Here is a 23,506-nt window from a genome sequence, read left to right on the forward strand (position 1 = left end):
CTACCAACTAGCTAATGGGACGCGGGACCATCCTATACCACCTGAGTTTTGACCCATGCATCATGCGATGCTAAGGTTTCATGGGGTATTAATCCCGGTTTCCCGAGGCTATCCCTCTGTACAGGGCAGGTTTCCCACGCGTTACTCACCCGTCCGCCGCTTTCCACTTCCAAATTCACCCGAAGGATCTTTCAAAAGCTTCACGCTCGACTTGCATGTGTTAGGCGCGCCGCCAGCGTTCGTCCTGAGCCAGGATCAAACTCTCAAAATAAAATTTGTCTGACTCATGCACTGTTCAATTTTCAAAGACCAACTTTCATTTGTTTTGGCTGTCTATCGCAGCCGACTCTTAATATACTAGCACATATTATACCCTATGTCAACACTTTTTATATATTTTTTATGCGTATGTTCTTTTTAGTTCTTTTCTGAATTTTTCTATAATCTTTTTCTCTATCCTCGAAACGGTCATTTGAGACATTCCTATATCTTGGGCTATGGAAACCTGAGTCTTTCTTTTAAAATATCTATCTTTTAAAATTTTCCTCTCCAAATCGTCTAACTTATCTATTGCCTTCAATAAAAAATCCCTATTTTCTATTTTTGAAAAATATTCATCATCTTCTCCTATTAATGCTGCTAAATTTATATCTTTATCTTCACTATCAGAGTCATAAGATGAATCTAATGAATGAGGAGTATATACTTTACTTGCTTCCATTGCCTCTAAAACTTCTTCTTCTGTAGAATTTAAATAACTTGCTATTTCTAAAACATTGGGTGTTCTTTGTAAATCTTGACTTAAAGTTATTTTAGCATTATTAATTTTTTTTGAAAGTTCCTGTATCCTACGGGGAACCCTAATAGACCATCCTTTATCTCTAAAGTATTTTTTAATTTCTCCTATTATTGTAGGGGTAGCAAAGCTTGAAAACTCATAACCTTTACTTATGTCATACCTATCTATGGCATATATAAGACCTAAGCAAGCAACTTGATATATGTCATCATACTCTATGCCCCTATTAGCATATTTTTTAGACAATATCTCTGCTATATATAGATTTCTATTTATCAATTCATCTCTTATCTTTATATCCCTATCTACAGCATATATTTTAAATAATGCTTTAGTTTCAATATCCTCTAAATTATTCAACTCCCAGCTAATATCTTTTTTATTATTCATTTCTGTAGCCATTCTCAACTACTCCTATCTCTTTTGTCATTATAATCTTATTAATCCCCTCTTCATTCATACAATCTACATCATCCATAAGGGTTTTTATTATAAATAGACCTAATTCTTTATCCTTCATTTCTTCTATTGAACTAGAATTAATCTCCTTATCACACTTATTCTTTTCTGAATCATCTATTTTTATAGTAAGCTTGTCCTTATATAATAAAAATTCTACCTCTATATCTATATCTTCTTTTGTATTATCCATAATAATATTACTACATGCTTCTCCTATAGCTACCTTTATGTCATCTATTTCTTCTATATTAAATCCCATTCTACTAGCTATGGAAGATGCTGTAAGTCTAACAACGCTGACATATTCAGGTTTGACAGGTATTATCATTTTTATACTATCTTTAAGCATTTTTGCCCTCACTCCTTACTCCTTAATTATAAATACATTATTAAGACCTGTAATACTAAATAATTTTTTTATGTTTGCTTTCATATTCTTTATTATTATATTCTCATCTTTTTCTTTAAGTTTTTTTAATCCACTTATTAATACTCCTAATCCAGTGCTATCTATATATTCTAATCTTTCTCCATCAATAACTATACTTATAGTCTTTTCTTTTATTATATCTAACAATATGTCTTTAAACTCTGGTGCAGTATATATATCTATTTCTCCTACTGGTTTTAAAATCCACATGTTTTTATTTTCATCATATTTTTTATCTACTGTTAAAGCCATTTAAATACACCCCCGATATTTTTTATTATATTTTAATAATATAATAAATTGTCTATAATGTAAACTTGTACAGTTGTTAAAAGAATATAAAATAAAAGTTAGTAGTGAATGGTTAATAGTAAGTAGTCTAATAATGAAATCCATAGAATTTCCACCATCAACTACGAACTACTAGCTACTAACTACTAACTATATTTATACCTTTGTTATTAGTTTTGACAACTTTATAGGTCTTTTTTATTCATCTTCTTCTGGAACTATTTTGGCTATAGCCATTACTTTGTCATCTTTTTCTACTTTCATTAATGTAACTCCTTGAGTTACTCTGCCCATTTGAGATATACCTGATACATTTAATCTTATTATTATACCTGATCTGCTTATCATCATTATTTCATCATCTTCTTCTACTATTTTTGCATTTACTAATTTTCCAGTATGAGATTTTATATGGTATGTTTTTATACCCTTTCCTCCTCTTGTCTGGCATCTATATTCATCTAGAGGTGTCCTCTTTCCATACCCTTTTTCACTTATAACTAAAAGATAACTACCTTCTTCAACTAGATTCATAGATACCACACCATCTCCATTATTTAAACTTATGGCCTTTACTCCCATTGCAGTTCTGCCCATATTTCTGACATCATTTTCATTAAATCTTATAGCCATCCCTTGAGCAGTTACTATTATTACTTCACTATCTCCCGTAGTCTTCTTAACACTTATTAATTCATCTTCTTCTCTTAAGTTTATAGCTATAAGTCCTGTTTTTCTTATTGCTTCATAACTTTCTAAATTTGTTTTCTTGATTGTTCCATGTTTAGTAGCAAATATCAAGAATCCTTCATCACTAAATTCTTTTATTGGAATTACAGCTGTTATTTTTTCATTATTTTCTAACTGAAGAAGATTTACTATGGCTGTACCCTTAGCCTGTCTTTTGGCCTCAGGTATTTCAAAGGCCCTAATAGTATATACTTTACCCTTATTAGTAAAGAACAATAAATGATCATGGGTTGAAGTTATAAATAAATCCTCAACAAAGTCCTCATCTCTTGTACTCATTCCCGATATACCTCTTCCGCCCCTTCTTTGTATCTTATAAGTATCTTCAGGTAGTCTTTTTATATATCCAAAATGGGTTAAAGTTATTACTGTGTTCTCTTCCTCTATCATATCTTCTATATTTATTTCTTCTACAGATGCTTTTATTTCTGTTCTTCTCTCATCCCCATATTTTGTTCTTATATCTATTAATTCATTTTTAATTATTTCATATATTAATCTTTCATTGGCCAATATTTCCCTATATTTATTTATTAACTTTATTAAATTATTATATTCATCTTCTATTTTTTCTCTTTCTAATCCTGTAAGTTTTTGTAACCTCATATCTAATATAGCTTGTGCTTGTTTTTCCGTAAGACCAAATTGTCCCATCAGTCCTTCTTTTGCCTGTTGTACAGTATTAGATTTTCTTATCAAACTAATAACAGCATCTATATTATCCAATGCTATCTTTAATCCTTCAAGTATATGAGCCCTTTCTTCTGCTTTGTTCAAATCGTATTGAGTTCTTCTAACTATTACCTCTTTTTGATGATCTAAATAATATCTCATTAATTGCTTTAGATTCAATAATCTTGGTTCATCATCTACCAAGGCTATCATAATTATGCTAAATGTATCTTGCATTTGAGTATGTTTATATAAATTGTTTAACACTATATTAGGATTTGCATCTCTTTTTAAATCTATAACTATCCGCATTCCATTTCTATCTGATTCATCCCTTAAATCAGATATGCCTTCTAGCTTTTTATCCCTTACCAATTGTGCTATTTTCTCTATAAGTCTAGCCTTGTTTACCTGATATGGTATTTCATTTACTATTATTCTAGATTTATTATTTGAAATCTGTTCTATAGTAGTTTTAGCTCTTACCTTTACCTTTCCTCTACCTGTTCTATATGCATTTTTTATGGCATCTTTACCTGTTATTATAGCCCCTGTTGGGAAATCTGGTCCCTTTACTTTACTCAATAAATCGTCTATGGTAACATCTGGATTTTCTATCATTAATACTATTCCATCTATTATCTCTTTTAGATTATGGGGTGGTATAGATGTAGCCATACCAACCGCTATACCTGAAGAACCATTTACTAATAGGTTTGGAAATCTACTGGGAAGAACCTTTGGTTCATTTAATGTCTCATCAAAATTTGGCCGATAGTCTACTGTATCCTTACTTATATCTCTTAACATTTCTATTGTAATCTTAGCCATTCTAGCCTCAGTATAACGCATAGCTGCTGCACTATCACCATCTACTGAACCAAAGTTTCCATGACCATCTACTAATGGATATCTAGTAGAAAAATTCTGTGCTAACCTAACCATAGCATCATATACAGCACTATCACCATGGGGATGATACTTACCTAACACATCTCCAACTATACGAGCAGATTTTCTATGAGGTTTTTCTGGACTAAGTCCCAGCTCATTCATAGCATAAAGTATCCTTCTATGGACAGGTTTTAATCCATCTCTTACATCTGGTAATGCTCTACTTACTATTACACTCATAGCATAATCAAGATATGATTTTTTCATCTCTTTTTCTATGTCTATGGTCATAATATTATGTTCATTGTTATTCATCTATATCCTCCTCACAGATAGGTTATCTAAATATCAAGATTCTGTACATTTCTAGCATTTTCTTCTATAAACTCTTTCCTTGGTTTTACTTTGTCTCCCATAAGTGTAGTAAATATTTCATCTGCTGCTATTGCATCCTCTGCCGTTACTTGAAGTAACATTCTGCCTTCTGGATTCATAGTAGTCTCCCATAGCTGCTCAGGGTCCATCTCTCCAAGACCTTTATATCTCTGTATAGAATATCCACTTCTACCCAATTCACTTAGCAATTTATCCAATTCTTTATCACTATAAGCATAATGTTCTGCCCTTCCTTTTTTCACTTTATAAAGTGGCGGTTGAGCTATATATATATGACCATTTTCTACTAGTGGCTTCATATATCTATAGAAGAATGTCAATAGTAAAGTTCTTATATGGGCTCCGTCTACATCGGCATCGGTCATTATTACTATCTTCCCATATCTAATTTTACTTATATCAAATTCATCTCCTATTCCACATCCAAATGCTGTTATCATAGCTTTTATCTCTTCGAAATTTAGTATTCTATCTAATCTTGCCTTTTCTACATTCATTATCTTTCCCTTTAATGGTAATATAGCCTGGATCCTTCTATCTCTTCCTTGTTTTGCTGATCCGCCGGCTGAATCCCCTTCGACTATAAATATCTCTGATTTATCTGCATCCCTTTCAGAACAGTCTGCTAATTTCCCTGGGAGAGAAGAATTTTCAAGAACACTTTTTCTTCTAGTTAGATCTCTGGCCTTTCTAGCTGCCTCTCTAGCTCTAGCTGCTCTTATGGCCTTATCTAATATAATTTTTGAATCTTTGGGGTTTTCTTCCAAAAATGCAATCAATGCATCAGAGATTATACTGTCTACTATGCCCCTCATTTCACTATTTCCTAATTTAGTTTTTGTTTGGCCCTCAAATTGAGGATCTGCTAATTTTACTGATAATACTGCGGTAAGGCCTTCCCTGATATCTTCACCACTTAAATTATTATCTTTTTCCTTTAATATTTGATTCTTTCTAGCATAATCATTTATAACTCTAGTCACCGCACTTTTAAATCCACTTAGATGAGTTCCACCTTCATGGGTATTTATATTATTTGCAAAGGCATATATATTTTCACTATATGCACTGGTATATTGCATAGCCACCTCTACAACTGAATTATCTCTTTCACCTTCATAATATATTACGTTTTTGTGTATTGCATCTTTATTTCTATTCAGATGTTTTACAAAAGCCTTTATTCCTCCTTCATAATGGAACTCTTCTCTTTTACCTATCCCTTTATCTTCTATATTTATCTTTATACCTTTATTTAAAAATGCCATTTCTCTAAGTCTATGCTCTAATGTATTAAAATCAAAATCAATTTCTTCAAAAATCTCTTTATCTGGTTTAAATGTTATTATTGTACCACTATTATCAGATTTTCCAACTATTTCTAATTCAGTTTTAGGGACTCCTCTTTCATACTTTTGAACATATATATTTCCATTTCTTATTACTTTAGCCTCTAAGTATTCAGACAAAGCATTTACGACAGAAACACCTACTCCATGTAATCCTCCAGATACTTTATAGGCACTATTATCAAATTTACCTCCAGCATGAAGTACAGTCAATACTGTTTCCACAGTGGATTTACCTGTTTTAGGATGTTTTTCTACGGGAATTCCGCTACCGTTATCTGAAACCGTTACTGAACCATTTTCATTTATAATTACCTCAATAGTATCACATACTCCAGCTAAGGCCTCATCTATACTATTATCTACAACTTCATAAACCAAGTGGTGTAGTCCCTTAGGACCAGTACTTCCAATATACATTCCAGGTCTTTTCCTTACAGGTTCTAACCCTTCCAGTACTTGTATTTGCTCTGCACCATAACTTCTCATATTGTTCTCTACTGACATTCATCTTCCTCCAATCAATATTTAAATTATCATTTGGATATTTTCAAAAATACATATTAAATTTCTAAATATTTTATAGTTTCTTATATAATTAAAATTAAATACTGTTTATTTAAAAGTATAATGTTCTCAATATATTATATATTTTCAATAAACTCAGCCCTCTTAAAGAGAGTTGTGGAGGATATATGGGAACTATATATTTTACTTTTCCTTATTTCTTCGCCTGTACTTTTATCTTTTTGAACACTTTCAGTAATTATATAGGTTTCCACCTTATCATCAGATATGTTCTCTACAAATCCTTCTTCCATACAAATCTTTATAAAATCCCTTGTATCTTTAGATTGAAAAGACGACTGAGCATCTATTATAGCTATAATATCCTTTAAAGGTATAACTGTATTTTTCCCCAAATGTAAAAACAAACACTATCCCTCCTTTATTATATTTCCTTTAGATATTCTAAATCTCTTATAATTTTCAATATTTAATTCCTTTAAATTTACATCATCTGTCGTAGTTAATATAGTCTGTATATTCTTAAATGTAGATACCAAAAAATTCCTTCTTGATACATCTAGTTCCGAAAGCACATCGTCTAATAATAATACAGGATACTCTCCAAATTCTTCATGTATAATCTGTATTTCTGCTAATTTAAGAGATAGTGCAGCTGTTCTTTGTTGTCCTTGAGAACCAAATACTCTACTATCTGTATCATTTATAAATATGCCCATATTATCTCTATGGGGACCATATTGAGTAGACATTTTTTCAATATCTCTTTTAAAATTTTCCTTTAATGCTTTGATATATATTTCTTCTATTTCTTCTCTATTTTTAATATCATTAATATTTATAGAAGGTATATATCTTATTTTTAGATCTTCTCTTTTACCTGTTAACTTTTCATGTATAACTCTTGATATGATAGACAGCCTATTTATAAATACTATTCTATTATACATTATTTCAGATGCTATTTTGCTTAATTGCTCATCCCAAACTTCTATTATATACTTTTTTTGTTTATTTTGTAAGATTTGTTTCAATAAATTATTTCTTTGATTCAATATTTTCCTGTATTTAGTTAAATTATGTCTATAAAGTGGCTTTATCTGTGATATTTCATCATTTAGAAATCTTCTTCTTTCTGAAGGACCTTCTTTTATTATTTTTAAATCCTCAGGTGAAAAAATAACAACTTGTAAAAAACCAGCCATTTCTGACACTTTATCTAATTCTACTCTATTTATTTTAACTCTTTTCTTTTTATTTTTATCTAATTTTATTTCTACTAATTTATCTTGGCTATCTTTTTGTATGTTAAGGCCTATATAACCTTTATCTTTGTTTAGATTTATTAACTCATTGTCTTTATTGGTTCTAAATGATTTACCTGTAGAACCAATAAAGACAGATTCTAAAAGATTTGTTTTTCCCTGTGCATTCTCTCCAAAAAATATATTTAAACCTTTTCCAATTTCTACATCTACACTATTATAATTTCTAAAATTAATTAGTTTTATCTTTTTAACAAACAAAATAAGCACTCCTCGAAATAGGTTAAAATTCTTAGTTTAATCTTAATAATTCAAGTAAGAATTTTACATGCCTATTGATTCACTTCTCATTTTTATTTAATTATATAATTTTTTTCATTTAATATCTCTATTTTATCTCCTCTTTTTACTTTTTTGCCCCTCTGGTATACTACCTCTCCGTTTATATTAACATATCCATTTGTTATTATATTTTTAGCATGACCTCCTGTTTGAGCAATTCCTATATATTTTAACAATTGGTCTAATTTTATATATTCTCCATCTATAACAATTTCTTTATACATTATAACACTTACCTTTCATATATATTTACAATTAAATCTATAATAGACACCTTCGAAGGTGTCTATTATACTTAAATGTCTTTTTTAATGATCTTCTGCTAACCTTACAGGTAAAACTAAATATGTATAGTTTTTATCCTCTACAGGATTTATTATACAAGGATTAACATTACTCACAAGATTCATTACTATATTATCATCATCTATAACTTTTAGTCCATCCAGCATATATTTTGAATTGAATGCTATCTTCAAGTCATCACCTTCTAACTCTATATCTACTTCCTCTTGTACATTACCTATCTCAGAGTTAGATGTTATTATCATTTTATCGTCTTCAATATCAAATTTAACTAGATTATTCCTTCCTTCTCTTGTAAGTAAAGATGCCCTTTCTATACTTTCTTGAAGGTCTTTAGTCTTTACTTTTACCTTAGTATTATATTCATTTCTTATTATGTCTTTATAATTTAAAAACTGCCCTTCCAATAATCTAGAAATTATAACTGTTTCTCCTAAATCAAATAACACATGGCTTGATGTGAATTTTATATTTATATTTACATCATCATCATCTAATATTTTATTTACTTCCATTAGGGTTTTTCCTGGTATTACAACCTTTATGTCTTTGTCATAATCAACATTTGCATTTTTAAGGGCTAATCTATATCCATCTAAAGAAACTAAAGCAACTTTTCCCTTCTCCACCTCTAGTAAAGAACCAGTTAATATGGGCCTTGTTTCATCTTGAGCTGTAGCAAATACAGTTTGTTTGATCATTAATTTTAATAGATCTTTGGGCATTTGAAAATGTATTTCATCATCTATTTCTGGTAAATGTGGATATTCTATTGCTGGTTGTCCTACTATATTAAATTTAGAATGTCCACACTTTATTTCTATATTATTATCTGAAACATCTATTTCAACAGGTAAATCTGGTAATTTTTTTATTATATCACCAAATATTTTAGAAGTTATAACTATAGAACCTTCTTCAACTATTTCTCCTTCAACATAAGTTTCAATACCAAGTTCTAAATCAGTACCAGTTAATTTTATTTTATTATCAACAGTTTCTATTAATATTCCTGAAAGAATAGGTAATGTACTTTTATTTGAAACACCTCTTTGTGCTATATTTATGGTTTTAGATAATTTGTTTTGAGGAATTATTATTTTCATTTGTGGATAACCTCCATTTTATATATTTAATTAAATAAAAAGACTTAACTTAGTAATAATAGTAATAGGAGCTGTTGATTTGTGGATAAGTATATAGTATATAGAATATCAACAGTTTTCCACATGTATATAAATTGTTAATAGCATAGCATATATTATCCACAATATAAAGATAAAAAAAAGTAATCTTATTATATTAACAAATTATATACAAATACTTAACACCCCTATGTTAATTATTTTCCTTTTACATCATCCATTATATTATCTATTCTAGTTTTCAATTCATTGTCTGCATTGACCTCTTTAGATATCTTATCGTATGCATGAATTACAGTAGTATGATCTCTTCCACCGAATTCATCACCTATTTTAGGTAGAGATAAGTCTGTGAGTTCTCTACATATATACATAGCGATTTGTCTTGGATAAGATATATTTCTTGTTCTTTTTTTAGAATTTAAATCTTCTATTTTAACTCCATAATATTTAGATACTATTTCTTTTATTCTTTTAACATTAATTTGTAATGGTTTATCTTCAGAAATAATATCTTTTAGAGCTTCGCTGGCTAGTTCTACAGTTATTTCCTGGTTTGTTAGAGATGAATAAGCAACTATTCTTATTAAAGCACCTTCTAATTCTCTTATATTTGACTTTATTTTATTGGCTATATATAACATCACTTCATCATCCACATCTAGATTTTCTAAGTTTGCTTTTTTTCTAAGGATTGCAATTCTTGTTTCTAAATCAGGAGCTTGAATGTCTGCTATAAGTCCCCATTCAAATCTAGATCTTAATCGGTCTTCTAATGTAGGTATTTCCTTTGGTGGCCTATCACTTGATATAATTATTTGTTTATTGTCTTCATGGAGCGCATTAAAAGTATGAAAAAATTCTTCTTGAGTTCTTTCTTTACCAGCAATAAACTGAATATCATCAATGAGCAATACATCAACATTTCTATATTTATTTCTAAACTGAACATTTTTATCATCTCTTATTGAGTTTATGAGTTCATTTGTAAATTTTTCTGACGATACATATACTACACTGGCGTTGGAGTTTTGATCTAGTATATAGTGACCTATGGCATGCATCAAATGGGTTTTGCCTAAACCAACACCACCATAAATGAAAAGGGGATTGTATGCCTTAGCAGGTGCCTCTGCAACAGCTAAAGCAGCAGCATGGGCAAATCTGTTACTATTACCAATTACAAATTTATCAAAGGTATATTTTTCATTTAGTTGGGATTTAGAAAGTACAGTATCACTTATTTTTTTAGTAGTTTTATTAGTTTGTCCAATTTTATTTCCTATATCTTCACCTGGCATAGAAAAAATAATATTAAAGTTTTTATTAGTAATTTGTTTTATTGCATTTTTTATTAAAGGTAAATATCTAGATTCTAGTATACCTTTGGTAAAGTCATTTGGAGCTCTTAAAATAATGTTATTATCATCCATTGACACAGGTTCTAGAGTTTTTAGCCAAGTATTAAAACTTACTTCAGCTAATTCGGATTTCATTAAGATTAAGGATTCTGACCATATATCTTTTAAATCAAGCCCCATATTTTTCCCTCCTATTCTATATTTACATTATGGTCTAAAATAAAAAAATTATAACTGTTTGAAGTAAATATTAACAAAATTATCAACATATAAAGTATGAAAAATATAGCATGTAGATTATTAACATTAATATTATAAAAGATGTGGATAAGTTGTTAAATGCCAAAAAAAAATAAAAAAATTAAGTTTTCAACAGAGTAAGATCTTTTTTGAATGTGGAGAAATTATTTTGAAAAAACAATAAAGAAAGAAGTAATATTTTAAAAATATCCACATAGTTATCCACACATTGTGTATAACTATGTCTGTTAATAAAAAAATCCACAGTTTATTTATATAATAACAAAACCATAAGCACTTATCAACAGAAACATGTTATTATCCACAATATAAACAATGAGATTATCCATAATATAATTTTGGTTGAAAAATTATATTATTTTTAGTAGAGAAATAGAAATTATGTATTTGTTCAGATATATGATTATTACTTGACATAGATAGATAATATTAATATAATCATAAGGTAGTATATTTAGCTTATATATGGTAAGCTATAGTTATATATTGTCTAAATGTATTACTATAACAAAAAAATGAGGAAATTATCTGTAAAAGCTAAGTTTCCTTTTTTATAAAAGATGATATTTAAACAAAATCTGAAAACAGATATTTTGAATTTAAAGTATTTTATGCATAGGTTTTAAACTTAAAGGAGGTGTATTTTGAATGAAGAGAACATACCAGCCAAAAAAAAGACAGAGGAAAAAAGAACATGGTTTTAGAAAAAGAATGAAGACTAGTTCCGGTAAGAATGTTTTAAAAAGACGTAGGCGAAAAGGCAGAAAAAGGTTGTCAGCATAAGGCCGCAATTTAGTGGCCTTTTTATTCAATTCAGGAGTTTTTAAGGAGTAATTAAAATATGACTAAAATGATTACATTGAAAACCAACAGAGACTTTAGAAAGGTCTATGATAAAGGAAAATCTAGATCTAATAGACTATTAGTAATTTTTTTTATAAAAAATGGATATGACTATAATAGAGTTGGTTTTTCTACTACTAAGAAATTGGGAAATAGTGTAGTCAGAAATAAAATAAAAAGATTGATTAAAGAAAGTTATAGGTTGAATGGATATAGAATAAAAAAGGGATATGATATAATATTTTTAGCCAGAGTAAGATCAAGAGATGCTGAATATCACGATATAGAAAGTGCGGTTATACATTTGTTTAAAATATCTAAACTGCTTTTAGATTAAAACTTTTAATTAGTATTTAAGGGTGAGTATATGAAAAGTATTACTATATTATTAGTTAAAATGTACCAAAAGTTCATTTCACCTATTAAGCCTCGCACGTGTAGGTTTTATCCCACATGTTCTCAGTATTCATTAGAAGCTTTAGAAAAATATGGATTTATTAAAGGAATTTTTATAAGTATAAAACGAATATTAAGGTGTAATCCTTTCAATGAAGGGGGATATGATCCTTTAAAATGATAGAATTAATTTAACCCGTGCCTTTGGTAAATACTTTCCAGATAAAAAAGAGGGGGTTTATGGATGACAAAAGTGTTTGCTCGACCGTTGGGAGCATTGTTAAGATTTATATATGATTCTTTGGCAGGAATAGGTTTAGATACTGAAAGTCTTTCTGCATATGCTATAGCTATAATTATAGCTACTATAATAGTGAAATTTATTTTGCTACCCCTAACATTAAAACAAAACAAGTCTATGAAGGGAATGCAAGCAATACAGCCTAAGCTTCAGGAACTACAGAAAAAGTATAAAAATGATAAGGAAACATTGCAAAAGAAGACTATGGAGCTATATCAAGAGCATAAGATAAATCCCTTTGGTGGATGTTTACCTCTTATTATACAGTTTCCCATAATAATTGGTTTTTTTAATGTATTAAGAGAGCCTATAACATATGTATTTAAAGATCCAAATATATATAATAGTGTAAATAAGAGCTTTTTTTGGATTTCTAATCTAGAAAATCCAGATAAGATAATATTGCCTATACTTGCTGCAGCTACTACTTATTTTTCCAGTAAAATGATGAGCCCTTCAAATTCAGGACAAAGCGATCAAGCTCAAACTACCCAAAAGACTATGACATATATGATGCCAATTATGATATTGTTTTTTGCTAGAAGTTTTCCAGCAGGACTTGCATTATATTGGGTAATAGGTAATATTTTCCAAATAGTACAGCAGTTTATTATAAACAAGTCCTTAGGACAGGTTAAGGAGGAGTTAGATTGATATGAAGTCCATAGTTAAGACAGCTAAAACTGTTGATGATGCAATTAAATTGTCGTTGGAAGAGTTAAGTGTTGATATGGATGATGTGTCTATAGAGATTTTGGAAGAACCAAATAAAGGCTTTTTAGGTATTATAGGAGCTAAAGATGCCAAAGTAAAAGTGACTATAGACAAAGACCCTGAAGTTATAGCAAGAGATTTTTTAGCTAAACTGTTAGACAAGTTAAATGTACAGGGAGAAATTGTTATAAATAAAAAGAATTCTAATTTATATATAAGAGTAGATGGAGAAAAAAAGGAAGATATGGGTGTGATTATAGGTAAGAGAGGGAAGACATTGGATTCTATTCAGTATTTATTGAGTTTAGTTGTAAACAAGAATAGGGATAAATACATTAGAATCTTATTAGATACGGAAAATTATAGAAAGAAAAGAGAAGATACATTAATAAGATTGGCGAAAAAGATGTCTTTTAGAGTTAAAGAAACGGGTAAAAGGATTAGGTTAGAGCCTATGAACCCTTATGAAAGAAGAGTTATTCATTCAGCTCTTCAGGGAGACAGTTATGTATATACCCATAGTGAAGGTGAAGAACCTTATAGAAGGGTTGTAATAGACAAAAAAAGATAAAATTTACTTTTGATATGAGAGTGAAATATATTATTCTATAAACCCAGTATTTTTTACTGGGTTTATGTTATGTAATAAAGAATATTTGGTATAATAAGAAACAGAATACAAATTATTATATACAAGGTGGTGAAATTGTTGGTAGAAGATACTATAGCTGCTATAGCAACGGCACCAGGAGAGGCAGGTATTGGAATAGTACGGATAAGTGGACCTGATTCTATATATATAGCAGAAAAAATATTTAAGTCAAAAGTCTCTAAAGAATTAAAAGATTATCCTCAGAGAAGGTTAATATATGGTTATATAATAAATCCTTATGATGGAAAAAAAATTGATGAAGTATTGATTTCATATATGAAGGCTCCCTATACTTATACTACTGAAGATGTGGTAGAGATAAATTGCCATGGAGGAATGATTGCTGTCAAAAGAATATTAGAAATAGTTCTAAAGAATGGAGCAAGATTGGCAGATAGGGGAGAGTTTACTAAAAGGGCATTTTTAAATGGAAGGATTGATCTTTCTCAAGCTGAAGCGGTAATGAATATGATAAGTGCTAAAACTGATAAGGGATTCGATATATCTTTAAATCAGCTTGAGGGTGGTTTGTCTAAAGAGGTTAATTCTGTACAAGATATACTTATTGAAATGATGGCACATATAGAGGCTTCAATAGATTTTCCAGAGGATGATGTTGAAAATGTTTTATATGAAAAGATTATGGAAAAGGCCAATATAGTTTTAAAAAGAATAAGAAAAATGATAGATACATCTGATGCTGGTAGAATTATACAGGATGGATTAAAAACTGTTATATTGGGAAAACCCAATGTGGGTAAATCGTCTTTGATGAATGCAATGCTTAGAGAAAACAGGGCAATAGTGACTGATATACCAGGAACAACTAGAGATATAATAGAAGAATATATTAATATAAATGGTATACCTTTGAAAATAATAGATACTGCAGGCATAAGAAGTACAGAAGATTTAGTAGAGAAAATGGGTGTTGAAAGGGCAAAGGAAAATTTAAATATGGCTGATTTGGTTATTGCAGTATTTGACGTTTCACAGAAGCTAACCGATGAAGATAGAGAGATAATTAAATTGATAAAAAATAAAAAGGCAATAGTAATTTTAAACAAGACTGATTTACCAGAAGTGATTAAAGAAAAAGAATTGAAAGAACATTTATCTGATAAAGTTGTAATTAATACATCAATATTGAAGGGAAATGGTATAGACAAATTAGAGGATACTATTAAAGATATGTTTTTCTCCGGAGATATAAAAGTAGAAGATGAAATCATAATAAATAATATTAGACATAAGGATTTATTGGTTAAAGCTGAAAAAGATATTTCTGAAGCAATAGAATCAATAGAGCTCAATATGCCTTTAGATTGTATAGAAGTAGATATAAAATCATGTTGGGAAAATCTAGGCATGATAAATGGCGAGACAGTAACTGAAGATATTATAGATAGGATATTCCAAGACTTTTGTATAGGAAAATAGAAGGGAGGATTTTATTTGTCAAGAGATATTGAGTATAACGCTGGAAATTATGATGTTATAGTGGTAGGAGCTGGACATTCAGGATGTGAAGCAGCCCTTGCTGCATCTAGAATGGGTATGGATACTTTAATATTAACTACTAGCCTTGAATCTATAGCTATGCTTCCTTGTAATCCATCTATTGGGGGTACAGGCAAGGGTCACTTAGTTAGAGAGATAGATGCATTAGGTGGAGAAATGGGAAAAAATATTGATAAATCCTTTATACAAAGTAGGATGTTAAATACATCTAAAGGACCAGCTGTACATTCTTTAAGGACCCAAGCAGATAAAACAGAGTATCATGTAAATATGAAGAAAGTATTAGAAAAACAGAAAAATTTAGATCTGAAACAAGGGGAGGTAGTTAAGTTAATTACAGAAGATAATAATATATCATCTGTAGTAACAAGGACAGGGGCTGCTTATAGTGGAAAAGTTATAATATTAGCTACAGGTACCTATCTTGGAGGAAAAATATTTATTGGAGAGGTAAATTATGAAGGAGGACCTAATGGTCTATTTCCTGCAAATTTTTTAACTGAGTCTTTAGAGGAGTTAAATATAGAGGTCAGAAGATTTAAAACGGGTACTCCAGCTAGGGTACACAGTGATAGTTTAGATTTTGAAAAGATGGTGATACAGCCAGGTGATAAAGAAATAGTACCATTTTCTTTTATGAATGAAAATATAGAGAAGGAACAAGTGCCTTGTTATCTAACATATACTAATAAAGATACTCATAAAGTAATAATGGATAATATCAATAGATCACCGCTGTATACAGGGCAGATTAAAAGTGTAGGACCAAGATATTGTCCATCTATCGAAGATAAGGTAGTTAGATTTGCAGATAAAGATAAGCACCAAATATTTATAGAGCCTGAAGGACTAGATACTTGCGAAATGTATGTACAAGGAATGTCTTCTTCTCTCCCAGCAGAAGTACAAATCAAGATGCTCAGAACAATAGAGGGAATGGAAAATGTAGAAATAATGAGAGATGCATATGCCATAGAATATGACTGTATAAACCCTATGGAATTGAAAAGAACATTAGAACATAAGAAAATAAAAAATTTATTTTTTGCAGGACAGGTAAATGGCAGTTCAGGATATGAAGAGGCAGCAGCACAAGGCCTTATTGCTGGTATAAATGCTGTTTTGAATATAAGGGGAGAAGAGCCTTTGATATTAGATAGATCAGAGGCCTATATAGGTGTATTAATAGATGATTTGGTAACTAAGGGAACTAATGAACCCTATAGAATGATGACATCTAGGGTGGAATATAGATTGACTTTACGACAGGACAATGCAGACCTTAGACTAACCCATAAGGGATATGGAGTGGGCTTAGTAAGTGAGGAAAGATATGAAAAAGTAAAGAATAAAAAAGATAGTGTAAATAGAGAAATTGAGAGGCTAAAAGAGATAAAAATAACTCCTACAAAAGAAAATAATGAAATATTAAAAGATTTAGGGACAAACATATTAAAGAAACCCACCTTTCTTTATGATCTTATAAAGAGACCGGAACTTGGATATGAGATGCTTAGTAAATTAGATAAAGAAAGACCTCAATTGAATAGAGAGATTAGAATGCAGGTAGAGACTCAGATAAAGTATGAAGGATATATAAAAAAGCAACAAAAGCAGATAAATCAATTTAAAAAGTTAGAAAGTAAGAAGTTATCTCAAGATATAGACTATGAAGATATAAAAGGATTAAGGCTTGAAGCGAGACAAAAGCTTAATAAAATGAAACCTGATTCAGTAGGTCAGGCATCTAGAATTTCAGGTGTATCTCCAGCAGATATTAACGTTTTATTAGTATACTTAGAACAACAAAATAGATTATCCAATAGGAGTGGATCTAATGAGTGATAATGATATATTGAGAAGGGGACTAAAGACATTTGGTATAGATATAGATGATATAGCATTACAAAAATTTGGGATCTATAAAAAGCTATTAAAGGAATGGAATGAAAAAATAAATATAACAGCAATAACCGATGATAAGGAAATAGATATAAAACATTTTTTGGATAGTCTCACCGTACTTAAGGGTAGTTATATAGAAGGAAAAAATAAAGTATTAGATGTGGGTACAGGAGGAGGGTTTCCAGGATTACCTCTAAAAATAATGAATGATGAAATAGATTTAGTATTGTTGGATAGTTTAAAGAAGAGAATAAGGTTTTTAGATGAAGTAGTGAAAGAGTTAGAGTTAAAGAATGTTTTAAGTATACATGGTAGAGCAGAAGACTATGGACATGATAGTGATTATAGAGAGCAGTTTGATGTAGTAGTGTCTAGAGCTGTGGCTTCTTTGAATATATTATTGGAGTACTGTATACCTTTTGTAAAAAAAGGAGGATATTTTATTGCACTTAAGGGTCCTAATATAAAAGATGAAATCCAATCTTCTAAAAAGGCTTTAAATATATTTGGATGTAAAATAATTAAAGAAGAGGAAATTAAACTGCCTTTTAGCGATATAATTCACACAGTATTAGTAATTAAAAAGACATCAAAAACTTCGACAAAATATCCCAGAAAACCAGGAACTCCTAAGAAAAAACCTTTATAAATCATAAATATGGTAAGTTAAAATAAATTTTTGATGAAAATTGTAATACGAAAGTTTGTATAAATATCAAAACTAGAGAAGGAACTTATAACTTTATAGAGAATAAATAGATAAATAGAAAAATTTCGTAAGATGGGCATGAGGGGAATGATTTTATGAGTTATATTTCAGAAGAGGTATTATTTATACCTATAAAAAATATAAGACCAAATCCATATCAACCAAGAAAAAATTTTGGTAGAATGGCACTGGAAGAATTGAGTCAATCTATTAAATCCTATGGTGTAATACAGCCAATAAGTGTTAGAAAGATATCAGAAAACAGTTTCGAATTAGTTGCAGGTGAACGCAGGCTAAGAGCTGCTGAGATAGCTCAGTTAGAAAAGATTCCTTCTATTATTGTGAATATGAAAGATGAAGATTCTGCTGTATTGGCTTTAATAGAAAATTTGCAAAGAGAAGACTTGAATTTTATTGAAGAGGCAGAAGGGTATTATAATTTAATTAATGATCATGGATTTACACAACATCAGTTAGCTCAAAAGGTTGGGAAAAATCAATCTACTATAGCTAATAAATTGAGAATATTAAGGCTTCCTGATGAAGCAAAAAAGCTGCTATTAGAAAATGGTCTTTCTGAAAGACATGCTAGAGCATTATTAAAGCTATCTGATACGGATATACAAATGGCAGTTTTAGAGAAGGTTATAAAAAATGATATGACAGTAAAGAAAACGGAAGATTTAATAAAAAGCATATTAGAAGATATGACCAAGGAAGAAAAGCAAAAAGAAAAAAAGACACCAAATGTAAAAAGTTTAATTAATTTCAAGATATATTTAAATACATTGAAAAATGCCTATAATGCTATAAAAGAAAGTGGAGTAGATGCTAAATTTGAACAAAAGGATAAAGGTAAATTTATAGAAGTGGTTGTAAAGATACCAAAAAACAAGTAGGAGAAGACCTGAGATAAATAGCAGGTCTTTTTTTATTGTTTTATTTTTCACTCTACAAGTAAAGTTTGATATAATTGTAAATAATCATAAATATTAAAGAAGGAATAAATCATATATATGGAGAAAGCATGAATTAAATTATAGTTGGAGGGAAATTTATGTCAAAGGCCATAGCAATATTTAATCAAAAAGGTGGAGTGGGAAAAACTACTACAAATGTGAACTTAAGTGCTTGTATTGCAAAATTAGACAGAAAAGTATTGGTAATAGATATTGATCCCCAAGGAAATACAACAAGTGGATTTGGTATTAACAAAAAAAACTTAGAGTATTCGATATATGATGGGCTTATCGAAGAAATAAAATTTAGAGATATGATTATGAAAACAGAAATTGATAATTTATATTTATTACCATCTAATGTTGATTTAGCTGGTGGAGAAATAGAACTTACTAAGAAAAATAATAGGGAAAATGTATTAAAGACACTATTAGATGACATAAGGGAAGAATATGACTATATATTTATAGATTGCCCTCCATCATTGGGTTTATTGACAATAAATGCTTTGGTAGCAGTGGACTCTGTAATAATACCTATACAGTGTGAGTACTATGCATTGGAAGGTGTAAGTCAATTAATGGAAACTATAAAATTAGTAAAAAGAAGTCTTAATCCAAATCTTGAAATAGAAGGAGTAGTATTAAGTATGTTTGATGGTCGAACAAATCTTTCTATTCAAGTAGTAGACGAAGTGAAAAAATATTTTAAAGGGAAAGTGTATTTGAGTATAATACCTAGAAATGTAAGATTGGCAGAAGCTCCTAGCTATGGACTTCCAATAATAGAATATGACATTAAATCTAAGGGAGCAGAAGCATATATGGAATTAGCAAAGGAATTCCTAGAATACGCTGAGGAGGATTTTTAATGGTTAAAAAGAAAAGAGGATTGGGCAAAGGTCTTTCCGCTTTAATTCCAGAAGAATCTGTTGAAGAGGGAAGTCAAGATTTTAATAAGGTTTTTGATATAGATATAAATCTAATAGAGCCTAATGAAAAACAACCTAGAAGAGACTTTGATCAGAAAACATTGCAAGAATTAGCTAAGTCTGTATTACAACATGGAGTGATACAACCTATAATTGTTAGAAAAAAGAATGGTGGATATGAAATAATAGCTGGTGAGAGAAGATGGAAGGCATCAAAAATAGCAGGTTTAAGAAAAATGCCTTGTATAATCAAAGAAATAGAAAAAAAAGAGTCTATGGAAATAGCCCTTATAGAAAATATACAGAGAGAAGATTTAAATCCCATAGATGAAGCTTTAGCGTACAATGAAATAATGACAGAAAATAATATGACTCAGGAGCAGTTATCTGATGTAGCTGGAAAAAGCAGGTCATATATAGCTAATGTAGTAAGGTTACTGAACTTAGATGAGAGGGTAATTGAATTAATTAGACAAAACAAAATTTCAAATGGACATGGAAGGGCTTTATTATCTATATCAGATAAAGAATTACAATATGAATTAGCATTAGATATTATAGAAAGAGAATTAACTGTAAGAGATATAGAGCATATGTTAAAAGAAAATAAAAAGAAGAGAAGGAAGACACAAAAAAACATAAATAAAGATTCAATCTTATTAGAAATACAAGACAATTTACAAAAATATTTTGGTACTAAGGTACAAATTAATAAGGGAAGAAAAAAGGGAAAGATAGAGATAGAATATTATAATGATGAAGATTTACAGAGAATACTAGAATCAATATATGGTAAACATTTAAGTGAGTAGTTAAATCTTATACTATTAAAATATATATGCATAGATATTATAGAATGTTTCATGTGAAACAATAGTTTTTATTATGGAATTATTCAAATCAAGGGGATGATTATTTTGGAAAAGGAAATATATCAAGTAGATGCATTTACAGATATACCTTTTGGAGGTAATCCAGCAGGGGTAATGCCAAATGCTCAAGGACTTAATGAAAATGATATGCAAAAAATAGCTAGTGAAATGAATCTTTCAGAAACTGCATTTATAAAGAAAATAGGCAAAAATGTATATGATGTTAGATTTTTTACACCAAGTTGTGAAGTAGACCTTTGTGGTCATGCAACGATAGCTTCTTTTTATACTTTAGCATATAAACAATATATAGAAAGTGAAAATGATATAATGAAGGTATATCAAAATACCAAGGCTGGAAGATTAGGTGTTGAAATACAGTATAAAGATGGTAAAGTAGAAAAGGTAATGATGGAACAAGGAGAACCTAGATCTAAGGGCAAAATAGTACAAGATATAGAAAAATTATGTAATTATTTAAATATAGATACAGAAGAAATAGGAATAGAAGAAATGAAAGCCTATCCAGAGATTATATCTACGGGTTTACCAGATATAATTCTTCCAGTCAAGAACAAAGATATATTAGATAAAATAGTAGTAGATATGGATGGAATTGCTAATTTTTCCAATGAACTTGGTGTTACAGGGGTACATGCCTTCACTTTATATGATAGTGATAAGATATACTGTAGAAATTTTGCTCCAGCTGTGGGAATAGATGAAGAGGCTGCTACTGGTACAGCCAATGGAGCTACACTGTATTATTTAAAAAAGAATAATTTTATCGGAGGAAATAAAATAGTATCTATTCAAGGCTATAATATGGGAAGGCCTAGCAAAATAAACTGTGAAATAACTCAAGAAAAGCAAAGATATACAGTTAAAGTGGGAGGAAGGGCAAATATAGTAATAGAAGGGACTATTAAATTATAGTTTTTATTTTATGAAAAAGTTCTATAATAATGATATTATATCAACCCTTGTATATTTTAAAATATACAAGGGTTGATATTTTTTAAAGAATAATTAATAGTTAAAAAAATAACAAAAATATGTCAACAAAGACATTTTTTTTAGCTATCATAACTGATAAGATTGTATTATCATGTATACAGTATATCAACTGAAAAAGATTGACACAAAATAAACATAAATTATATAATTGTATTGTACACATATGCATTCAAAATAAAATTATAGACATCTCAAATATTATAAAAAAAATCAAATTAAATTTCAAAAAAATCAAGTAAAAACTTGATAAAACAAAGCACTGAATAAATAATATATACTCAAGGATACATTTTTATAAGACTTTATGTTTATTGTTGCAAATAACAAAAATAAGACAGTAAACATTTGGTTAATTTTTTAACATCCCATATTTTTTATAAGACATATTATTAAAGATAAAGCATTAACATATTAATAGGACATGAAATTTAGTTATATTTAATGTAAAATAATACTATGAGAAACTTCAAAAAAATCAAAAAATTTTTTATATTGTGAAGGAGGTTTAAATGTAATGGACTTTTGTTTTGATTGGAAAGAAAATGAAGAGAAAATTCAAGAGCTAAAAGAAGTTATTGAATCAAACAAGGTAAAAAAAGGATCATTGATGCCAGTATTACATGAAGCACAAAAAATATTTGGGTATTTACCCATAGAAGTCCAAAAGGTCATATCAGAAGGATTAAATGTACCCCTTGCTGAGATATATGGAGTGGCGACCTTTTATTCCCAATTTTCTTTGATACCAAAAGGTCAATATACTATAGGAGTATGTCTAGGTACAGCTTGTTATGTTAGAGGTTCCCAAGAAATATTAGATGAAATAAAAAAGAAATTAGACATAGATGTAGGGGGTACTACTAAAGACATGAAATTTACCTTACAAGCTACAAGATGTTTAGGGGCATGTGGATTGGCACCAGTTATGACAATAAATGAAGACGTATATGGAAAGTTAAAGGTGGAAGAAGTGTCTGATATATTAAATAAATATTAAGTAATTATAAAATTAATAATCTCTTTGGAGGTGTGATAAATGAAATCACTGGAAGAATTAAAAAAGATTAGAGAAGATGCCATAAAAAAGGTGAAAATGAGAAAAGATTCAGGCAGTATTAGAATAGTAGTTGGCATGGCAACTTGTGGTATAGCAGCCGGAGCGAGACCAGTATTAATGACTTTATTAGAAGAGATAAATAAAAGAAATATTTCAGATGTAACAGTGACTCAGACTGGATGTATAGGTTTTTGTGAATTGGAACCTATTGTAGAAGTATATAAGCCAGGTGAGGAAAAGGTTACCTATGTGCATATGAACCCAGAGAAAGCCAAAAAAATAATAGTTGATCATATAGTAAACGACAAGGTAGTAACTGAGTATTCTATAGGCTCTGTAAAGAAATAATATGTTTAATTGTTTCATGTGGAACATCA

Annotated in this window: 24 protein-coding genes and 1 rRNA gene; 14 read left to right on the top strand and 11 right to left on the bottom strand. The window is 29.5% G+C overall.

Features of this window, described 5'->3' with window-relative positions; all coding sequences use genetic code 11:
• The 11 genes from Q326_RS0111470 to dnaA all read right to left on the bottom strand — a co-directional run.
• Positions 1 to 271: ribosomal RNA gene (locus tag Q326_RS0111470) — 16S ribosomal RNA — on the bottom strand; the annotation flags it as partial.
• A 129-nt stretch (positions 272 to 400) separates the two neighbouring features.
• Positions 401 to 1,189 (bottom strand): SigB/SigF/SigG family RNA polymerase sigma factor, encoded by a 789-nt coding sequence (locus tag Q326_RS0111475; protein ID WP_026895526.1) that lies wholly within the window; start codon positions 1,187 to 1,189, stop codon positions 401 to 403.
• On the bottom strand, positions 1,182 to 1,610 hold the full coding sequence (locus Q326_RS0111480) for an ATP-binding protein (protein WP_026895527.1): 429 nt from the start codon (positions 1,608 to 1,610) through the stop codon (positions 1,182 to 1,184). Before Q326_RS0111480 ends, Q326_RS0111475 begins: the two co-directional genes overlap by 8 nt.
• A 15-nt stretch (positions 1,611 to 1,625) precedes the next feature.
• Entirely contained in the window at positions 1,626 to 1,943 is a 318-nt protein-coding gene (locus Q326_RS0111485; protein ID WP_026895528.1) for an STAS domain-containing protein, read from the bottom strand.
• A gap of 237 nt (positions 1,944 to 2,180) precedes the next feature.
• On the bottom strand, positions 2,181 to 4,613 hold the full coding sequence (gyrA, locus tag Q326_RS0111490; protein ID WP_026895529.1) for a DNA gyrase subunit A: 2,433 nt from the start codon (positions 4,611 to 4,613) through the stop codon (positions 2,181 to 2,183).
• A gap of 26 nt (positions 4,614 to 4,639) precedes the next feature.
• Positions 4,640 to 6,550 (bottom strand): DNA topoisomerase (ATP-hydrolyzing) subunit B, encoded by a 1,911-nt coding sequence (gyrB, locus tag Q326_RS0111495; protein ID WP_026895530.1) that lies wholly within the window; start codon positions 6,548 to 6,550, stop codon positions 4,640 to 4,642.
• 137 nt (positions 6,551 to 6,687) lie between these two features.
• Positions 6,688 to 6,978: an extracellular matrix regulator RemB gene (gene remB, locus Q326_RS0111500; protein ID WP_026895531.1), complete on the bottom strand. Its 291-nt coding sequence runs from the start codon at positions 6,976 to 6,978 to the stop codon at positions 6,688 to 6,690.
• A gap of 3 nt (positions 6,979 to 6,981) precedes the next feature.
• On the bottom strand, positions 6,982 to 8,097 hold the full coding sequence (gene recF, locus Q326_RS0111505; RefSeq protein WP_026895532.1) for a DNA replication/repair protein RecF: 1,116 nt from the start codon (positions 8,095 to 8,097) through the stop codon (positions 6,982 to 6,984).
• A 92-nt stretch (positions 8,098 to 8,189) separates the two neighbouring features.
• Positions 8,190 to 8,402: an RNA-binding S4 domain-containing protein gene (locus tag Q326_RS0111510; protein WP_026895533.1), complete on the bottom strand. Its 213-nt coding sequence runs from the start codon at positions 8,400 to 8,402 to the stop codon at positions 8,190 to 8,192.
• 84 nt (positions 8,403 to 8,486) lie between these two features.
• Positions 8,487 to 9,590 carry a DNA polymerase III subunit beta gene (dnaN, locus tag Q326_RS0111515; RefSeq protein ID WP_026895534.1) on the bottom strand — a complete coding sequence of 368 codons (1,104 nt, stop codon included), beginning with the start codon at positions 9,588 to 9,590 and terminating at the stop codon, positions 8,487 to 8,489.
• A 236-nt stretch (positions 9,591 to 9,826) separates the two neighbouring features.
• The gene (gene dnaA, locus Q326_RS0111520; RefSeq protein ID WP_026895535.1) at positions 9,827 to 11,170 is read right to left on the bottom strand and encodes a chromosomal replication initiator protein DnaA; all 1,344 of its coding nucleotides are present in this window, start codon (positions 11,168 to 11,170) and stop codon (positions 9,827 to 9,829) included.
• Between the two features lie 729 nt (positions 11,171 to 11,899).
• On the opposite strand from dnaA, the gene rpmH reads away from it, so the two are divergent.
• The 14 genes from rpmH to Q326_RS0111590 all read left to right on the top strand — a co-directional run bounded on the left by rpmH (position 11,900) and on the right by Q326_RS0111590 (position 23,477).
• Positions 11,900 to 12,034 (top strand): 50S ribosomal protein L34, encoded by a 135-nt coding sequence (rpmH, locus tag Q326_RS0111525; protein ID WP_026895536.1) that lies wholly within the window; start codon positions 11,900 to 11,902, stop codon positions 12,032 to 12,034.
• Positions 12,035 to 12,092: 58 nt separating this feature from the next.
• The gene (gene rnpA / locus Q326_RS0111530; RefSeq protein WP_026895537.1) at positions 12,093 to 12,431 is read left to right on the top strand and encodes a ribonuclease P protein component; all 339 of its coding nucleotides are present in this window, start codon (positions 12,093 to 12,095) and stop codon (positions 12,429 to 12,431) included.
• Between the two features lie 30 nt (positions 12,432 to 12,461).
• On the top strand, positions 12,462 to 12,671 hold the full coding sequence (yidD, locus tag Q326_RS0111535; RefSeq protein WP_026895538.1) for a membrane protein insertion efficiency factor YidD: 210 nt from the start codon (positions 12,462 to 12,464) through the stop codon (positions 12,669 to 12,671).
• Positions 12,672 to 12,734: 63 nt separating this feature from the next.
• Complete coding sequence (locus Q326_RS0111540; RefSeq protein ID WP_026895539.1) at positions 12,735 to 13,445, top strand: YidC/Oxa1 family membrane protein insertase; 711 nt, start codon at positions 12,735 to 12,737, stop codon at positions 13,443 to 13,445.
• A 1-nt stretch (position 13,446) separates the two neighbouring features.
• Positions 13,447 to 14,076: an RNA-binding cell elongation regulator Jag/EloR gene (gene jag, locus Q326_RS0111545; protein WP_026895540.1), complete on the top strand. Its 630-nt coding sequence runs from the start codon at positions 13,447 to 13,449 to the stop codon at positions 14,074 to 14,076.
• Between the two features lie 138 nt (positions 14,077 to 14,214).
• Positions 14,215 to 15,597: a tRNA uridine-5-carboxymethylaminomethyl(34) synthesis GTPase MnmE gene (mnmE, locus tag Q326_RS0111550; protein ID WP_156936302.1), complete on the top strand. Its 1,383-nt coding sequence runs from the start codon at positions 14,215 to 14,217 to the stop codon at positions 15,595 to 15,597.
• A 15-nt stretch (positions 15,598 to 15,612) separates the two neighbouring features.
• Positions 15,613 to 17,523 carry a tRNA uridine-5-carboxymethylaminomethyl(34) synthesis enzyme MnmG gene (gene mnmG, locus Q326_RS0111555; protein WP_284071437.1) on the top strand — a complete coding sequence of 637 codons (1,911 nt, stop codon included), beginning with the start codon at positions 15,613 to 15,615 and terminating at the stop codon, positions 17,521 to 17,523.
• Complete coding sequence (gene rsmG / locus Q326_RS0111560; RefSeq protein ID WP_026895543.1) at positions 17,516 to 18,232, top strand: 16S rRNA (guanine(527)-N(7))-methyltransferase RsmG; 717 nt, start codon at positions 17,516 to 17,518, stop codon at positions 18,230 to 18,232. The genes mnmG and rsmG overlap by 8 nt, the downstream gene beginning before the upstream one ends.
• A 155-nt stretch (positions 18,233 to 18,387) precedes the next feature.
• The gene (gene noc, locus Q326_RS0111565; protein ID WP_026895544.1) at positions 18,388 to 19,191 is read left to right on the top strand and encodes a nucleoid occlusion protein; all 804 of its coding nucleotides are present in this window, start codon (positions 18,388 to 18,390) and stop codon (positions 19,189 to 19,191) included.
• A 158-nt stretch (positions 19,192 to 19,349) separates the two neighbouring features.
• The gene (locus Q326_RS0111570; RefSeq protein ID WP_026895545.1) at positions 19,350 to 20,123 is read left to right on the top strand and encodes a ParA family protein; all 774 of its coding nucleotides are present in this window, start codon (positions 19,350 to 19,352) and stop codon (positions 20,121 to 20,123) included.
• Positions 20,123 to 20,995, top strand: a complete 873-nt coding sequence (locus Q326_RS0111575; protein ID WP_026895546.1) for a ParB/RepB/Spo0J family partition protein — start codon at positions 20,123 to 20,125, stop codon at positions 20,993 to 20,995. Before Q326_RS0111570 ends, Q326_RS0111575 begins: the two co-directional genes overlap by 1 nt.
• Before the next feature lie 96 nt (positions 20,996 to 21,091).
• Positions 21,092 to 21,991, top strand: a complete 900-nt coding sequence (locus tag Q326_RS0111580; protein WP_034602040.1) for a PhzF family phenazine biosynthesis protein — start codon at positions 21,092 to 21,094, stop codon at positions 21,989 to 21,991.
• Between the two features lie 595 nt (positions 21,992 to 22,586).
• Positions 22,587 to 23,069 carry an NADH-quinone oxidoreductase subunit NuoE gene (gene nuoE, locus Q326_RS0111585; protein WP_026895548.1) on the top strand — a complete coding sequence of 161 codons (483 nt, stop codon included), beginning with the start codon at positions 22,587 to 22,589 and terminating at the stop codon, positions 23,067 to 23,069.
• A gap of 39 nt (positions 23,070 to 23,108) precedes the next feature.
• The gene (locus Q326_RS0111590; protein ID WP_026895549.1) at positions 23,109 to 23,477 is read left to right on the top strand and encodes a (2Fe-2S) ferredoxin domain-containing protein; all 369 of its coding nucleotides are present in this window, start codon (positions 23,109 to 23,111) and stop codon (positions 23,475 to 23,477) included.
• Positions 23,478 to 23,506 lie beyond the last annotated feature (29 nt).

This window comes from Clostridiisalibacter paucivorans DSM 22131 (assembly GCF_000620125.1).
Classification (GTDB): domain Bacteria; phylum Bacillota; class Clostridia; order Tissierellales; family Clostridiisalibacteraceae; genus Clostridiisalibacter; species Clostridiisalibacter paucivorans.

Coding starts and splice junctions, on each gene's coding strand:
- Q326_RS0111475 (WP_026895526.1), bottom strand. CDS start 1,189: ATGAATAATAAAAAAGATATTAGCTGGGAGTTGAATAATTTAGAGGAT.
- Q326_RS0111480 (WP_026895527.1), bottom strand. CDS start 1,610: ATGCTTAAAGATAGTATAAAAATGATAATACCTGTCAAACCTGAATAT.
- Q326_RS0111485 (WP_026895528.1), bottom strand. CDS start 1,943: ATGGCTTTAACAGTAGATAAAAAATATGATGAAAATAAAAACATGTGG.
- gyrA (WP_026895529.1), bottom strand. CDS start 4,613: ATGAATAACAATGAACATAATATTATGACCATAGACATAGAAAAAGAG.
- gyrB (WP_026895530.1), bottom strand. CDS start 6,550: ATGTCAGTAGAGAACAATATGAGAAGTTATGGTGCAGAGCAAATACAA.
- Q326_RS0111510 (WP_026895533.1), bottom strand. CDS start 8,402: ATGTATAAAGAAATTGTTATAGATGGAGAATATATAAAATTAGACCAA.
- dnaN (WP_026895534.1), bottom strand. CDS start 9,590: ATGAAAATAATAATTCCTCAAAACAAATTATCTAAAACCATAAATATA.
- dnaA (WP_026895535.1), bottom strand. CDS start 11,170: ATGGGGCTTGATTTAAAAGATATATGGTCAGAATCCTTAATCTTAATG.
- rpmH (WP_026895536.1), top strand. CDS start 11,900: ATGAAGAGAACATACCAGCCAAAAAAAAGACAGAGGAAAAAAGAACAT.
- rnpA (WP_026895537.1), top strand. CDS start 12,093: ATGACTAAAATGATTACATTGAAAACCAACAGAGACTTTAGAAAGGTC.
- yidD (WP_026895538.1), top strand. CDS start 12,462: ATGAAAAGTATTACTATATTATTAGTTAAAATGTACCAAAAGTTCATT.
- Q326_RS0111540 (WP_026895539.1), top strand. CDS start 12,735: ATGACAAAAGTGTTTGCTCGACCGTTGGGAGCATTGTTAAGATTTATA.
- jag (WP_026895540.1), top strand. CDS start 13,447: ATGAAGTCCATAGTTAAGACAGCTAAAACTGTTGATGATGCAATTAAA.
- rsmG (WP_026895543.1), top strand. CDS start 17,516: ATGAGTGATAATGATATATTGAGAAGGGGACTAAAGACATTTGGTATA.
- noc (WP_026895544.1), top strand. CDS start 18,388: ATGAGTTATATTTCAGAAGAGGTATTATTTATACCTATAAAAAATATA.
- Q326_RS0111570 (WP_026895545.1), top strand. CDS start 19,350: ATGTCAAAGGCCATAGCAATATTTAATCAAAAAGGTGGAGTGGGAAAA.
- Q326_RS0111575 (WP_026895546.1), top strand. CDS start 20,123: ATGGTTAAAAAGAAAAGAGGATTGGGCAAAGGTCTTTCCGCTTTAATT.
- Q326_RS0111580 (WP_034602040.1), top strand. CDS start 21,092: ATGATTATTTTGGAAAAGGAAATATATCAAGTAGATGCATTTACAGAT.
- nuoE (WP_026895548.1), top strand. CDS start 22,587: ATGGACTTTTGTTTTGATTGGAAAGAAAATGAAGAGAAAATTCAAGAG.
- Q326_RS0111590 (WP_026895549.1), top strand. CDS start 23,109: ATGAAATCACTGGAAGAATTAAAAAAGATTAGAGAAGATGCCATAAAA.